This is a genomic window from Streptomyces sp. CC0208 (genome assembly GCF_003443735.1).
GTDB classification, from domain to species: Bacteria; Actinomycetota; Actinomycetes; order Streptomycetales; family Streptomycetaceae; genus Streptomyces; species Streptomyces sviceus.
The window spans coordinates 362,464-376,335 of record NZ_CP031969.1 but is presented as its reverse complement, the minus strand read 5'-3'; the positions used below and the strand labels follow the sequence as shown (position 1 = coordinate 376,335).

The 13,872-nt window shown below is 69.5% G+C and carries 16 protein-coding genes and 1 pseudogene; 7 read left to right on the top strand and 10 right to left on the bottom strand.

Going from position 1 to position 13,872, the window contains the following annotated elements:
- Window positions 1-130: 130 nt before the first annotated feature.
- A pseudogene (locus D1369_RS43670) lies at window positions 131-241 on the bottom strand (aldo/keto reductase); the annotation flags it as partial.
- A gap of 334 nt (window positions 242-575) precedes the next feature.
- Between D1369_RS43670 and D1369_RS01770 the strand changes: the two are divergent.
- Window positions 576-1,373 (top strand): FCD domain-containing protein, encoded by a 798-nt coding sequence (locus D1369_RS01770; protein WP_037902485.1) that lies wholly within the window; start codon window positions 576-578, stop codon window positions 1,371-1,373.
- Between the two features lie 401 nt (window positions 1,374-1,774).
- Here D1369_RS01770 and D1369_RS01765 read toward each other — a convergent pair whose 3' ends face one another.
- The 7 genes from D1369_RS01765 to D1369_RS01735 all read right to left on the bottom strand — a co-directional run bounded on the left by D1369_RS01765 (window position 1,775) and on the right by D1369_RS01735 (window position 6,671).
- Window positions 1,775-2,380 carry a dihydrofolate reductase family protein gene (locus D1369_RS01765; protein ID WP_007386861.1) on the bottom strand — a complete coding sequence of 202 codons (606 nt, stop codon included), beginning with the start codon at window positions 2,378-2,380 and terminating at the stop codon, window positions 1,775-1,777.
- 116 nt (window positions 2,381-2,496) lie between these two features.
- A complete protein-coding gene (locus tag D1369_RS01760) occupies window positions 2,497-2,763 on the bottom strand; it encodes a DUF4235 domain-containing protein (RefSeq protein ID WP_007386862.1) in 267 nt (88 codons plus the stop codon).
- Window positions 2,760-3,230, bottom strand: coding sequence for a DUF3618 domain-containing protein (locus D1369_RS01755; protein ID WP_007386863.1), 471 nt, complete (start codon window positions 3,228-3,230; stop codon window positions 2,760-2,762). The genes D1369_RS01760 and D1369_RS01755 overlap by 4 nt, the downstream gene beginning before the upstream one ends.
- On the bottom strand, window positions 3,227-3,646 hold the full coding sequence (locus tag D1369_RS01750; protein WP_007386864.1) for a phage holin family protein: 420 nt from the start codon (window positions 3,644-3,646) through the stop codon (window positions 3,227-3,229). Before D1369_RS01750 ends, D1369_RS01755 begins: the two co-directional genes overlap by 4 nt.
- Before the next feature lie 108 nt (window positions 3,647-3,754).
- Window positions 3,755-4,816 (bottom strand): YihY/virulence factor BrkB family protein, encoded by a 1,062-nt coding sequence (locus D1369_RS01745; protein ID WP_007386865.1) that lies wholly within the window; start codon window positions 4,814-4,816, stop codon window positions 3,755-3,757.
- Between the two features lie 132 nt (window positions 4,817-4,948).
- Window positions 4,949-5,950, bottom strand: coding sequence for a hypothetical protein (locus D1369_RS01740; RefSeq protein ID WP_106433552.1), 1,002 nt, complete (start codon window positions 5,948-5,950; stop codon window positions 4,949-4,951).
- Window positions 5,951-6,134: 184 nt separating this feature from the next.
- Window positions 6,135-6,671: a TetR/AcrR family transcriptional regulator gene (locus D1369_RS01735; protein WP_007386867.1), complete on the bottom strand. Its 537-nt coding sequence runs from the start codon at window positions 6,669-6,671 to the stop codon at window positions 6,135-6,137.
- A gap of 75 nt (window positions 6,672-6,746) precedes the next feature.
- On the opposite strand from D1369_RS01735, the gene D1369_RS01730 reads away from it, so the two are divergent.
- Genes D1369_RS01730 through D1369_RS01720 form a run of 3 tightly spaced genes read left to right on the top strand, consistent with a single transcriptional unit; the run spans window position 6,747 to window position 9,545 of the window.
- Window positions 6,747-7,796, top strand: coding sequence for an aldo/keto reductase (locus tag D1369_RS01730; protein ID WP_007386868.1), 1,050 nt, complete (start codon window positions 6,747-6,749; stop codon window positions 7,794-7,796).
- Window positions 7,793-8,512, top strand: coding sequence for a DUF998 domain-containing protein (locus tag D1369_RS01725; protein WP_007386869.1), 720 nt, complete (start codon window positions 7,793-7,795; stop codon window positions 8,510-8,512). The genes D1369_RS01730 and D1369_RS01725 overlap by 4 nt, the downstream gene beginning before the upstream one ends.
- A gap of 10 nt (window positions 8,513-8,522) precedes the next feature.
- Window positions 8,523-9,545 (top strand): aldehyde reductase, encoded by a 1,023-nt coding sequence (locus D1369_RS01720; protein WP_007386870.1) that lies wholly within the window; start codon window positions 8,523-8,525, stop codon window positions 9,543-9,545.
- A gap of 29 nt (window positions 9,546-9,574) precedes the next feature.
- On the opposite strand, the gene D1369_RS44465 is transcribed toward D1369_RS01720, so the two are convergent.
- Both D1369_RS44465 and D1369_RS01715 read right to left on the bottom strand, forming a co-directional pair.
- Complete coding sequence (locus D1369_RS44465; protein WP_272920829.1) at window positions 9,575-9,709, bottom strand: hypothetical protein; 135 nt, start codon at window positions 9,707-9,709, stop codon at window positions 9,575-9,577.
- 292 nt (window positions 9,710-10,001) lie between these two features.
- Window positions 10,002-10,943 (bottom strand): LysR family transcriptional regulator, encoded by a 942-nt coding sequence (locus tag D1369_RS01715; RefSeq protein WP_037902491.1) that lies wholly within the window; start codon window positions 10,941-10,943, stop codon window positions 10,002-10,004.
- Window positions 10,944-11,014: 71 nt separating this feature from the next.
- Between D1369_RS01715 and D1369_RS01710 the strand changes: the two genes are divergently transcribed.
- From D1369_RS01710 to D1369_RS01700, 3 genes are all read left to right on the top strand, one after another.
- The gene (locus tag D1369_RS01710; protein ID WP_007386872.1) at window positions 11,015-11,902 is read left to right on the top strand and encodes an SDR family NAD(P)-dependent oxidoreductase; all 888 of its coding nucleotides are present in this window, start codon (window positions 11,015-11,017) and stop codon (window positions 11,900-11,902) included.
- Window positions 11,903-11,951: 49 nt separating this feature from the next.
- Window positions 11,952-12,881, top strand: a complete 930-nt coding sequence (locus D1369_RS01705; protein WP_007386873.1) for an SDR family NAD(P)-dependent oxidoreductase — start codon at window positions 11,952-11,954, stop codon at window positions 12,879-12,881.
- Window positions 12,882-12,979: 98 nt separating this feature from the next.
- Window positions 12,980-13,831: a class I SAM-dependent methyltransferase gene (locus D1369_RS01700; RefSeq protein ID WP_007386874.1), complete on the top strand. Its 852-nt coding sequence runs from the start codon at window positions 12,980-12,982 to the stop codon at window positions 13,829-13,831.
- Window positions 13,832-13,872: the final 41 nt, after the last annotated feature.

Sequence of the window (13,872 nt, the reverse complement as noted above, 5' to 3'; positions counted from 1 at the left end):
GTCGTACGCACGTCGCATCCCCAGACGTAGTCAGCCTGACCATGGCCGCCCCTACCGGAACGCGACCCCTCCGGTTCCTCCAGGTGGCTGCCTCGTGGTGGTCGTGCTTGTCGATCAGCGGCGTGGCGAAGGTGTCCTCGATGGAGCGGAGCACACCGTCGCGGCTGCAGTCCCAACGCCGGCGCAGGTCGTCCCGTACGACGAAGCCCTCGGTGCCGACGCCACGTGGCTCCTCGTCCGGATCGGGGGCGGCGCGAGGATGGGTCGACGCCGGGTCGCCCCGGGCGGGCCTCGACACTGAAGGCGGCTGTACTGCTATCGACGTGGAAGGAATTAGCCGCCTTATCGAGGGAGGCGTCAAGAGTGTGTACGGCGCCAATTTGGCGACTTGGGGCTGATGTCAGGGTAGGGGTGGGCATTACAGCCAGTTAATGGCATTTGCGAGCTTGTACATCCCGAACTCGCATCGTAGATCTTGGTCAGAATGAGTACGACTTATAGTTCACTGCGTTACGATGATGTCGGCGCCTCAGCGATCAGTCGCCGTCGCCGTAGTCACCCGGGAGGCAGCACAAATGGACGACACGCCAGCGATCGAAGCGGCCTTGCCTGCTCAGGTCCTTCCCGCTGCGCCTGCGGCAGTGAACGGCACGGACGAGCGGCGCGGCTACCGTCCCGGGTACGAGATCGTGGCGGAGCGGATCCTCGAGTACATCGCCGAGGAGCGGCTGGCGCCAGGTGACCGGCTCCCCACGGAGATCGACCTGGCCCAGATGCTGAGCACCAGCAGGGCGGTGGTGCGGGAAGCCGTGAAGATCCTCTCGGCACTGGGCCGGATACGGGCCCACAAGGGGAGGGGTCTCTTCGTCGCGGACGACGAAGGCATGCTCGTCACCAGCCGTTGGGGCGGCTTCTTCCGTCCCGTCGACATCGACCACGTGCTGATGCTGTTCGAGTTCCGCAGGGTCCAGGAGATGTCAGCCAGCAGTCTGGCGGCCACCCGCGCCACTCCTTCGGAACTGCGCACCATCGAGGTGGCCATGGAGCAGTGCCGGCACGGGTTCGTGCACGGCCAGGTCGACGTGTTCAACCAGGCGGACGAAGACTTCCACGCGGCCGTGTCCGCGGCGTCGCACAACACCTTCCTCGTGAGCGCCGTGCGGGACGCGCGACGTCTGCAGCGGCAGTCCAGCGCCATCGGTATCCATGACACGCTCGGCGAGAACACCGGGGCGGCGGTCGAGGAACACGAGGCCATCTACCGGGCCATTCGCGACGGCCGACCCGACGAGGCGGCCGAGGCCACGGCGGCACATCTCGACCGGACACTCGAGGACTACCGGCGGGAGATCCAGCGACGCCTGTTCGGATAGCGTCCGCAGGGTCGTAGTTCCATCAGCGGGCTCCGCCGGCAGGAACGCCCCACGGGCAGCCGGGCAGTCGGGCCGCCCGTGCGACCGTCGCCGACGACCGCCGGCACGCCTGCGGTGCCGGCAGCAAGGGGACCTGCGGGTCGTCATCGGACCTGTGTGATCCGGCAGCTACGCCCGGTCGGCGAGCGGTGACGGGCGGGCCAGGCCGACGGCGACGCCGGCGATCACGCCCACTCCGTACATGGCCGCCTGCACGCTGCCGGGAACGAGGTCGTTGATCCAGCGCGCGAGGCAGGCGGGTCGTCCACGAGCAGGTTGGCGAACTTGTCCAGCCCGAACAGGATCGGCGCCGCGGTGAAGGCGGTGCGCAGGATCAAGAACGCCTGACAGAGGGCGTCTGGCTAGTAGCTGTCGTAACGGGGCGCGCCGTTCGGCCGGTAGACACCGACGATGGTGCCGCTCTTGGTCGTCGAGACGCTGACCGGCTCCAGCGCCGTGGGGATCGCTCCGTCGGCGAACAGCCGCTTGCCGGTGCCGATGATCACCGGATGGATGGTCAGCCGGTATTCGTCGACGAGGCTGTGCTGCATGAGGGTCTGGGCGAGGTCGCCGCTGCCGACGACGTTGATGTCGCCTCCGTCGGTGGTTTTCAGTGTGCGAACGGCGTCGACGACGTCGCCCTCCAGCAGTGTGGAGTTCTGCCACTCGAGGGACGTCAGGGTCCGGGACGCCACGTACTTGTGCATGCTGTTCATCCGAGCGGTGAACGGGTTGTCGGGATCGGCGGTCGGCCAGTACGACGCGAAGATGTCGTACGTCTTGCGGCCGAGCAGCATCGCGTCGGAGGGCTCGTACCAGTCGGCGATGGCCGCGCCGACCTCGTCGTCGGTCACCGGCCTCTGCCAGCCGCCGTGCTCGAAGCCGCTCTCGGCGTCCTCGTCCGGACCGCCAGGCGCCTGCATGACACCGTCCAGTGTCAGGAACGTACAAACAATGATCTTGCGCATGGTGCGCTCCCTTCGTCTCGTCGAGGGGTAGACGACACGACCACCGAAAAGTCATCGGCGGAAGGGGGGCGGTCATGGCGCGGCCTGTGACCGTCGTACAAGGAGCCGGGGAGAGGTCAGCCGGGCCAGGTGCCGGTCAGCCGGCGGGTGGCGGTGGCGCCGCTGCGGTCGACGGCGGCTTTCACCCCGGCGAAGATCGCGCCCTGCAGGACGGCTGCGGTCAGTACCTCGCGCCAGGTGCGCTGCTCGTCGGTGGCGTCGGGGGCGTCCTCCTCGTGTCCGAGTTTCTTCCAGACCTGTTTGAACACCGAACCGGCCACCACGCCGCTGACGGCGCCCATGGCCATGCCCACCGGCTTGTAGGCGAGTTTGGAGGCCTTCATCGGTGCCTCCTGAGGCGGCGGATGGACAGCACCGCGACGAGTGCGCCGGCCGTGACGAGCAGCGGGACGCGGTTGGCCCGTGCTGCCTGCATGCCCTGGCCGGCCTTCTCGCGTACCGGCTCAGGAGCCTTCTCCCGGGCGAGCTGACCGGCATGTACTGCTGTCTGTCGGACCTGCTCGGAAGCGGCGGCGGCTTTCGTCCGCACCGGCTCCGGCGTCTTGTCCTGCACCACGTGGGCCGCGTGCGTCGCCTTGTCCCGCAGCTGGGTCCTGACTTGTGTCGTCCTCTGCGCGACCTGCTGTTTGACGGCGGTCGTCGCCTCGTGGGCTCGTGTCTTCACGTCGGTCCTGGCCGCCAGCGCCTCGACGGTCTCGCCGAGCTCCTGGCGGGTCGACTCCACCTGTTCACGCAGTTCCTCCGGGGAGGATGCTGCCTCATCGCCGCTGTGCGGGTTGTCCGGGGTCATCGCTGTGCCTTCTCCCTGATCTCGGCCACGTCGGCCTTGACGCTGTCCATGGTCTGTTCCGGCGCCGGTGGGGATGCCTTGCTGATCTGCTGCTTGCCCAGCAGCGCCATCACCGCGGTGACGACGGCCAGGGCGGCGGTGACGATCAGCGCCGCCGCCCACACGTCCAGGACGAGCGACAGCGCGGCGATCGCGGTCGCCACCAGTGCCTGCAGGGTGAGGACACCCATCAGGCCGGCGCCGCCGAACAGGCCGCCGCCCTTGCCGAACCGCTTGCCCTTCTGGGTCATCTCCGCCTGCGCCAGGCGCATTTCGTCGCGGACCAGCTGGGACAACTGCTGGGAGGCGCGCTGGACCAGGTCGCCGACCGGTTCTTGCGCCGCACCGCCGGTGCGGTGGGAGCCTTCAGCTGTCATGGGTGCTCACCTGTCCTTCGTCGGCGTCCGGTAGGTGCTGTGACGTTTCGAGGTCGCTTGGGAGGTGTCGGTGGGGCCCGACGAGGCCGTGGCCGTGATCCCGGCCGCTCATGACTCGAGGCGGCGGCGGTCCTCCTCGTCCCACTTGCGGGTGTCGCGCGGCTGGACATACGGCTCCTGGTCGGCTGGATGGCCGCCCGCGACGACGCGCTGGCGGTGCATCTCGGCGTCGAACTCCAGGCCGAGCAGGATCGCCAGGTTCGTGATCCACAGCCACACCAGGAAGATGATCACGCCGGCGAACGTGCCGTAGGTCTTGTTGTACGAGGCGAAGTTCGCCACGTACAGCGCGAAGCCGGCGGAGACGATCATCCAGATCACCAGAGCCAGCAGACTGCCCGGTGTGATCCAGCGGAAGCCGCGGACCTTGGCGTTCGGAGTCGCCCAGTAAAGGATCGCGATCATGGTGGTGACCAGGAGCACGAGCACCGGCCACTTGGCGATGGACCACACCGTCAAGAACGTGTCCCCGATGCCCAGCGTGGTACCCAGCTGCTGTGCCAGGCTGCCGGTGAAGACGACGATCAGCGCGCTGATCACGGCCAGGATCAGGAGCACGACGGTCACACCGACCCGGACCGGCAGCACCTTCCACACCGGGCGCCCCTCGGGGACGTCGTAGACCGCGTTCGCGCTGCGGATGAACGCGGCGACATAGCCGGAGGCCGACCACACCGCGAGGACGAGGCCTACGATCGCCATGATCGAGCCGATCCCGGCGTTGCCCTGCATCTGCTTCACCGCGCTGCTGAGCACGTCGCGGGCCGCGCCCGGGGCGAGTTTCTGTATGTTGTCCAGCACCTTCTGTGTCGCCGAGTGGCCGGCGATCCCAAGCAGCGAGATCAGGGCCAGCAGGGCCGGGAACAGCGCCAGGATTCCGTAGTAGGTCAGCGCTGCGGCCCGGTCGGTCAGCTCATCTCTCTTGAACTCCTTCAGAGTGCCTTTCAGTATTGCCCCCCAGGAGCTTTTAGGCAGGTCAGTCGGGGTGTCCGGTGACTGCCGCTCCACCTGCTCATCCGGTCCGGCGCCCGTCCCCCGACCAGCCTCGACCTCGCGGTCGGCATCGCTGTGCCCGCCGTGCCTTCCATGCCGTTTCAATGTCCGTACCATGCCGTGCGGGTTGCCGAACCGGCGGGCCTTATACCGGACATTCGCGAATAAATTTCCCTTTATGGGCTTCGCTCGTCTTTATAGATGTCTACGCATGCTTCGGTCACGAGCACTCAGGCGACAAGGTGCCGGTCACGCAGTCCACAGGCGGACCACACCGTCAGCGAGTTCCAAGAACTGCCCGGTGCTGGGGTGGTGATGCGTGGGGGAGAATCCGGGAACGGCGCCCAAGAGGTTCCCCTCGGCCGGATCCCATGTGGACAGACCGGTGTCACCGGAACTGAACAGGCGGGTGCCATCGCTGAAGAACCGCCCGGCCGGGCCCTCAAATGTAAGGAGCTCTACGGCCATTCCCCTCTCACCGGTTCGACTCGTGTCGAAGATCCGTGCCCCGGGCCGCATGGCGAGGTCGTCGTCGCCGATTCCCCCGATGGCGACCCGGGCGGAGTCGATCCAGGTCATGGCGTGGTCCCAGTAGTACTCCCGGCCGCACACATCGACCCGGCTCGGACCGTCCTCGGACTCCCACACGTTGCCCTCGATCCATGGGTCAAGATCCCACACCGAGGGGACGCCGACCGGATGCCATATCCAGCCGTCGTCCAGGATCCGCTTTCCGTCAGGGCTCACGTACAGGGCGCCGTGGAAGTAGTCGAGGTGATGCTCCGGCAAGCCGTCTTCCTCGGCGGGCGAGAGGAACGACCGATCGGTCAGCAGCGCTCCCGTTTCCGCGTCCGACACATCAAGCCGGTTCCAGTCCGTGCGGTGGATCACGACACAGCGCCCATGGCTCCGTCCGAACGCCAGCGAGAACGGCACGGTGTCCGAGTGGTGCCCCTCGTTCTCCAAGGCCAGCGTGACCTCGCCGGTCCGCAGGTCGATCACCTCCCCGAATCGACCGTAGTCGTTGACCACCGCGCAGAAGTCGCCGTCGTGGGAGGCGTGCAGGCGTCTGCGGATTTCACGGTCGTTCCATGGTTCGGGGTCGGGTTCTGCCCAAACGGTTGTGGTCCCGACCGCCTCGTGATCACCAGTTGTCACGTCCCAACGGCTGATCGTCCCGTCCTCGCCCAGGGCCAGCCATGCCGGCCGCTCCTGGTCACGCACCGGGGTCAGATCGGCGATCGCTCCCAAGTTCGGTGGCACCTCCACCGCACGGACGGCGTCATAGCGACCTGTCACCACTGACCCCCGAACTCCCGAACCCCCGAACCCCTGAAATCGAACCAACAGCGTATCGGGGGCCGCGAGTTGCAGGTCGTCGTGGCCAACCCGACTACTTTGATCAGCGATCGGTGGGACGTGCGCTGCGCGTTGTCTACCGGTGCGTGCGGAGTCCGTCGAGGATGAGCGCGAGCATGTGGGGAGCGCGGTCCTGCGGGGTGGACGCGGCGCGCCAGAGCGCGCCGGTGAGTTGGAGGAAGTCGCCTGGGTCGGCGTCCACGCGGATGCTTCCGTCCTTCTTGCCGGCGTCGAGGAGTTCGGTGATGGCGGCGACGACGGGGCCGTAGCTCTGCTCGCTGATCGCCTGGTGTGCACCCGGGCTGAGGGCGTCCCCGAGGCCGTGCTTTCTGCGCATGGCCTCGACGAGGTCGGTCGTCCAGTGGCGGAGCGCTTCCAGCGGCGGCATCTTCGCCAGCAGTCCGGGGACGGTGTCGACGATGCGTGTGACCTCGTCCTGGTAGACGGCCAGGACCAGCGCTTCGCGCGTGGGGAAGTTGCGGTACAGGGTGCCGGCGCCGACCCCTGCGCGCTGGGCGATCTGGTTCATCGACGTGCTGCCGTCCGCTGTGAGCGCTTCGCGGGCGGCAGCGAGGATGCGCGCTCTGTTCTCAACGGCGTCTGAACGGGCCACGGGACCTCACCTTGCTAAGTGGAGAGTTCTCCACTACGTTATGCGGAGAGCTCTCCACATACTCTAAGGAGCGTCATGCAATACATCAAGCTCGGCACGACCGGCCTCGACGTGTCGCCCATCGCCATCGGCGCGATGACCTACGGCGAGCCCGACCGGGGCCACCCCGTCTGGTCGAAGGGCGAACAGGAGGCACGGCCGCTGATCAAGCACGCCCTGGACGCGGGCATCAACTTCTTCGACACCGCCAACATGTACTCGAACGGTTCCAGCGAGGAGATCCTCGGCCGCGCACTCAAGGACTTCGCCGACCGCGACGCCGTGGTGATCGCAACGAAGCTCCGCCATCCGATGCGGCTGGGACCCAACGGACGGGGACTGTCGCGCAAGGCGGTCATGACCGAGGTCGATCATTCGCTGCGCCGCCTGGGCACCGACTACATCGACCTCTACCAGATCCACCGCAACGACCACAGCACTCCGTGGGAGGAGACGCTGGAGGCGCTCAGCGACCTTGTGAAGGCGGGCAAGGTCCGTTATCTCGGCGCCTCGTCCATGCACGCATGGGAGTTCGCGAAGGCGCTCAACCTGCAGAAGCAGAACGGCTGGGCACGGTTCGTGTCCATGCAGAACCACTACAACCTGCTCGCCCGTGAGGAGGAGCGGGAGATGATCCCGCTGTGCCTGGACGAGGGCGTCGGCACGATCATCTGGTCGCCGCTGGCCCGCGGCCGCCTCGCCCGGGGCTGGGACGACGCCCGCTCGACGGCGCGCTCCGAGACCGACGGAGCCTACGCGGACCTGCTGTACTCGCCCGCGGAAGAGGTGTCCAACCACGCGATCATCGACGCGGTCGGACAGGTCGCGGACGCCCACGGCGCAAGCCGCGCACAGATCGCGCTCGCCTGGCTGCGTCGTCAGCCGGTCGTCACCGCGCCGCTGGTCGGCGCCGGCTCGATCCGGCAGATCGACGAAGCCGTGGCCTCCCTCGACATCGAGCTCGCTGATGACGAGGTGCGCGCCCTGGAGTCGCCGTACACCCCCCGATACGACTGGCAGGGCGTCTCCGACGAGGCCGAGATGGAGGCCATCCGGCAGCGCGTCCCCGGCATGGCTCTGGCATGAACCCCATCGTCCGCTCCGGTGCGGCGGCCCGCGCCGGAGCCCTCCTCATCCTCCTCGGCCCGCTCGTGTCCTGGATCGCCGAGTTCGTCACCGCCGCCGCATGGCAGGACCCGCCGTACTCGCCCCTGTACAACTGGGTCAGCCACCTCGGCCTGACCGGCCCGCCCCAGACCGCGTTCGGCCAGGTCGCCAACTCCCCACTCGGCGCCGTCATGGACACCGGTTGGGTGATCTACGGCGTCCTCCTGATCGTCGGCGCCTTCCTCGTGTTCGACCCGCGCCAGGGCGTCCGCCCGACCGTCATCGTGACGCTCGCCGTCCTCGCCGGCACCGGGGTCTCGCTCGTCGGCATCTTCCAGGGCTCCCACGCGAACGTCGACAACGGCCTGATCGCGTTTCACACCCTCGGCGCGCAGGGCGTCATGCTCGCCGGGAACCTCATGGCGATCGTCGTCGGAGTCAGCGGAGCCCGGATCGGTCTCAGCAGGGGCAGGTCCCTCGCGAGTGTCGCGCTCGGCACCGCCGGACTGCTCGCGTTTCCCCTCTTCATGGCGGACGTGTTCACCGGCTGGATGTGGAACGTGGGCATGTTCGAGCGCGCCGTGATCTACCCCATCATGATCGGCCACGCCCTCCTCGGCAGCAGCGTGGCCGCTGCCCGACGGCGTCAGGCGGAGCGCCGTCTGACGCCTCTCGACACACGACTCGCGAGTTGAGGAGACACACATGACACGCGTACTGGTCACCGGAGGGACGGGATTCCTCGGGAGCTGGTGTGTGCGGGCCCTGCTCGACGCCGGCCACACCGTCCGCACCACCGTCCGCACCCCACAGCGTGAGCCGGAGTTGCGCTCCTGGCTCCACGCGGCGACGACGTTCGACGACGACCGCCTCACGGTCGTCCGCGCCGACCTCGAACAGCCCGACGGCTGGGAGGAGGCCGTCGCCGGCTGCGACTACGTCCTTCACGTCGCCTCGCCGACGCTGCGCCTCACCCCGGCCACCGACGACGAGTTGGTGGTCCCGGCACGGGAGGGCGTCCTGCGGGTGCTGCGCGCCGCCCGGGACGCCGGGGTGCGTCGGGTCGTCCTGACGAGCGCCTTCGGCGCCGTGGGCATAGGTCATCCGCCGCGCTCGGCCCCGTTCACCGAGGAGGACTGGACCGACGTCGACGCCGACATTCCGCCCTACCAGCGGTCCAAGACGCTTGCCGAGCGTGCCGCCTGGCAGTTCATCAAGGAAGAGGGCGGCACTCTGGAACTGGCGGCGGTTCATCCCGTGGGGGTTCTTGGGCCACTGCTCGGCCCCGACGACCCGCCGTCCCTGCGTCTCGTGCGCCGCATGCTCGAAGGGCGAGTGCCCGCGTGCCCTCCCTTCGGCATGGGCTTCGTCGACGTCCGGGACGTCGCGGATCTGCACCTGCGTGCGATGACCGATCCGGCAGCCGCCGGCGAACGATTCCTCGCGATCGCCGGGCACAGCCTGCGTGTGGTCGAGATCGCGCGCATCCTGCGTGACCGCCTGGGTGAACGCGCCGCGAAGGCCCCGACCCGTGAACTGCCGGTGTGGCTCGCACGCGCGCTGGGCGTCGCGAACCCTGAGCTGCGACTGCTGAGGCATCAGCTCGGCCGGGACCTCGACGCCACGAGCGCCAAGGCCGAGCAACTCCTCGGATGGCGGGCGCGTCCCATCGAGGACACCATCGAGGACACCGCGGAGAGCCTTCTCACCCACGGTCTCGGGAAATGATCAGCTCGTGAACGACCGTCTGAAGTGGATCAGGCGCTGTGCTGCCGTGCGAGGTCCCGCACCGTGCGGGCGGCCTTCTCCTCCGTGTCGGCGAGGGCTCCGCTGCCCACTCCGAACGGTTTCTGGCGCAGGAATACGGCAAGGCCGTGCGCGGTGGCGGCCACGCGGAGCAGCAGGTCGACGCGGCGTCCTGGCTCGGGGCCAGCCGGTCGGCCACCGGCAGCAGGAGGCGGGCCACCGCGTCGCCGGCTGCGACCGGATCCAGGAAGCGGAACTTGTCGAGGCCCGCGTCGAAGGTCCCGTCAGGAAGCTTGGCACGGCGACGCTTTCGCCGGCCCACGTCGTGGAGCGCCTGGAGATGCCCGAGGCGGGCCTGCTTACCGTCGTTCTGAGCGCGACGCCGCGTACACGCGCCCGACGGTCGAGTGCGGTGCGGGCCCGGTGTCGCCCGCTGCGTCATGCGGGAGGTGTGTCGGCCAGGGGTGTGTCGGCGGCGAGGGCGGTCGCGCGGAGGGCGGCTGCCACGCGGACGCTCGGGGTGCTCGGCGGGTGGGGGAGGCGGGCCAGGAGGAGGCGCCGTTGTTCCTGGGGGCCGCCGCGGACGGGCAGGATGCGGACGCCGGGTGGCGCGGCGGAGGCGAGTACGGCGGGCACGGTGGTCAGTCCGCAGCCGGCGGCGACCAGGTGGAGCTTGGCGAGCCAGTCGCGGGCGGTGTGGGCGATCTCGGGCCGCTCGTCCAGGCCCGGCCACACGCCCATGAGCTTGTCCTCTCCCGAGGAGGAACCGGCGATCCATCGCTGCCCGCGCAGGTCGGCCACGTCGATGTAGTCGCCGCGGGCCAGGGGATGGGTGGCGGGCACCGCCAGGCAGAGGGCGCGTTCGGTGAGTGTCTGCAGCACGAGCGGGGGCGATTCGGCGTCCGGCGGCCGGAAGGGCGGGGCCGAGGCGAGCAGGGCGAGGTCGAGGCTGCCGGCCCGCAGGGCGCGCACCAGCGCGGGGGTGCTGCCCTCCCGGCCGACGACGTGCAGGTCCGGGTCCGTGCGGCGCAGTGCGGCCAGGGTGCGGGGCACCAGAACGGCGCCGGCGCTGGGGAACCATCCCAGGCGGACCGTGCCCGCCTGCCCGGGCAGGCCGGACAGTTCGCGGGCCGTCGCGTCGATCTCGTCGACCACGGTCGTCGCACGACGCAGGACGACCCGGCCGGCCGCGGTGAGCCGTACGCCGTCGCGCCGCCGCTCCAGCAGCTCGGCGCCCGCGGCCCGCTCGATCGAGGCGATCTGCCGGGAGACCGCGGACTGGGTGTAGCCCAGCGACGCGGCGGCCGCGGTGAAGGTTCCCTGTTCGACGACGGCGCGGAAGACGCGCAGCGCGGTGAGTGACACATCCGAGAAGTCCATGACGTTTACGCATGCTACTCGTGCCGAACTTTCGTTGGACTCATGGACGAGGGGTTCCTAGCGTGGCATGCATGAACGCATCCCGCATCGCCCTCGTCACGGGCGCCAACCAAGGACTCGGTCGCGCCCTCGTCGAAGGACTGGCCGCCCGCATGGGCCCGGACGACCTGGTCCTGCTCACCGGCCGCAGTCACCGGCGCGTGACCGAAGCCGTCGGTGAGGTCAGCCGGCTGCCCGCCACCCGCGCCCGCGTCGAGGGCCGGGTCCTGGACGTCACCGACACCGAGGCCATATCCCGCCTCGCCGAGGACCTCCGCGCCAGGCACGGAGGAGTCGACGTCATCATCTCCAACGCAGTCGCCCGTGTACGGCCCGAAGAGTCACAGGCCGAGCGGGCGGACGAGTTCATCGACGTCTCCAACACCGCCACGCACGCGATTCTGCGCTCCTTCGGCCCCGTCCTTCGCCCGGGCGGCCGACTGCTCGTCGTGGCCAGCAGCCTGGGCACCCTCGGCCATCTCGACCCGCGGCTGCGCCACCTGTTCGACGGCGCGAGCCTCGACCAGGTCGAGTACGCCGTCGAGTCCTGGCGTGGCGCCATCCACAACAAGACCGCACAGGAGGCGGGTTGGCCGATCTGGCTGAACGTGCCCTCGAAGGTGGCCCAGGTCGCCGCCGTCCGTGCCGTCGCCGCCGAACGCCGCGCACGCGACCTCGCCACCGGCACACTGATCGCGTCCGTGTGCCCCGGCATGGTCGACACCGCCACCTCGCGCCCCTGGTTCAGCGACTACAGCCAGGCGCAGTCACCGGCCCAGGCCGCCGCGGCCCTGCTCGACCTGGTCTTCACCGAAGGCGCCGATCCCGCCCTGTACGGCGAGTTGATCCGCTTCGGCAAGGCCCTGGACTGGCACGACGGCACACCTCCGGTGGAGCAGGACCGGATCCTCACGCCCTGAACGCACCGAGCCGTCACGTCACACCTGAGTACACGCAAGGAGTTCACTCATGAGTGCCATCACCACCCCGTTCGGTTTCTCCAGCACCGCCGGCGAGGTCGTGTCAGGGGTCGACCTCACCGGCCGCCGTGCGGTGGTCACCGGCGCCTCCTCCGGAATCGGGGCGGAGACGGCCCGCGCCCTGGCGGCCACCGGTGCGGCCGTCACGCTCGCCGTACGGGACGTGGCGGCGGGCGAACGCGTCGCCAAGGACATCACCGGGTCGACCGGCAACCAGGACGTGCGGACCATGCACCTCGACCTGACCGATCCCGCGTCCGTCACGGCCTTCACCACCGCCTGGCAGGACCCGCTGCACGTCCTGGTGAACAACGCGGGCGTCATGGCCTGCCCCGAGCAGTACACCGAGCAGGGCTGGGAGTGGCAGTTCGCCACCAATCACCTGGGCCATTTCGCCCTCGCCACCGGCCTGCGCACCGCGCTGGCCGCCGACGGCAACGCCCGTGTCGTAGTGGTGAGTTCCACCGGTCATCAGCGGTCACCGATCGTGTGGGACGACGTCAACTTCGCCTTCCGCCCCTATGACCCGTGGCTCGCCTATGGACAGTCCAAGACCGCAGGAGTCCTGTTCGCGGTGGAAGCGACCCGCCGCTGGGCCGGCGACAACATCACCGCCAACGCCCTGATGCCGGGCGCCGTCTACACGAACCTGCAACGGCACACCGGCGGCCGGGGGAGCGGCCGCGTCCCCGCCGAGCTGATCAAATCCGTCGAACAGGGTGCCGCCACATCGGCGCTCCTCGCCACCTCGCCGCTGCTCGAAGGCGCCGGCGGCCGCTACTTCGTCGACTGCAACGAGACCGAGATCGTCGACCGCCGCTCCGGCACTCTGCACGGCGTCGCCCGTTACGCCGTAGACCCGGACAACGGCCGACGCCTGTGGGCCCTGTCGGAGGAACTCCTCACCCGGGCAGGCTGAACCGGCCCACCAGCCGGGGGTCTTGTCGCGCGGGTACGCCGTCCGGAGCGCAGGTTCACTCAGCAGGCCACCTGGAACCGACCCTCTAGGCTGGCGCGGTGACTGATGAGCAGGAGCGGGTGCAGCCGTCGGGAGTGTGGGCCACGTCGGTGGGGGTGGCCAGGGTGCGGGCGCTGGAGACCGAGCGGGAGAACGCGCTGTTCCGCGACCCGCTGGCACGGGCCTTCGCCGCCGCCGGCGGTCTGTGGCCCTCCTCGCCGTCGCTGCCCGATGACGAGGCCGCGCGACGCCGCCGGCTGGCCGTGTCGTTCTCCATCGTCATCAGGACGAAGTTCCTCGACGACCTGTTGCAGGAGGCCTGCGCGTCCGGGGTCCGGCAAGTCGTGCTGCTCGGTGCCGGCATGGACAGCCGCGCCTTCCGGATGGACTGGCCCCAGGGAACCCGGCTGTTCGAGGTGGACACCGCCGCCCCCCTGGACTTCAAGGCCGCGGTGCTGCACCAGGAGCGGGCCGTCGCGCGCTGCGAGCGGATCACCGTCGCGGTGGATCTGCGTGACGACTGGCCAGGCGCGCTGGCCGCCGCAGGGCACGACCCGACCGAGCCGACCGCGTGGATCGCCGAAGGGCTGCTGATCTATCTGCCCGAGGATGCGGTGGAGCTCCTGCTGGCCCGCATCAGCACGCAGTCGGCGGCAGGCAGTCGGATGGGTCTGACGTTGGGCTCACGTGGCGTGATCGAGCGCTTCGGCGCGGGCGCGGTGCCGGGATCGGCGGCGTCCATGTGGCTTTCGGAGATGCCCGACGACCCGGTCGCCTGGCTGGCGGGGCACGGCTGGGAGGCCCGCAGCCACACCCTGCGCGAGTGCGCTGCCGCCTACGGCCGCCCGATCAGCACCCCGCCGCAGCGGGAGGAGCGGCCCGGTGGCCTGATCTCGGCGGTACGCCGGTAGAACGCCTCCGGCTGACCGGGGCTTCGCCACTCGCGACGTCC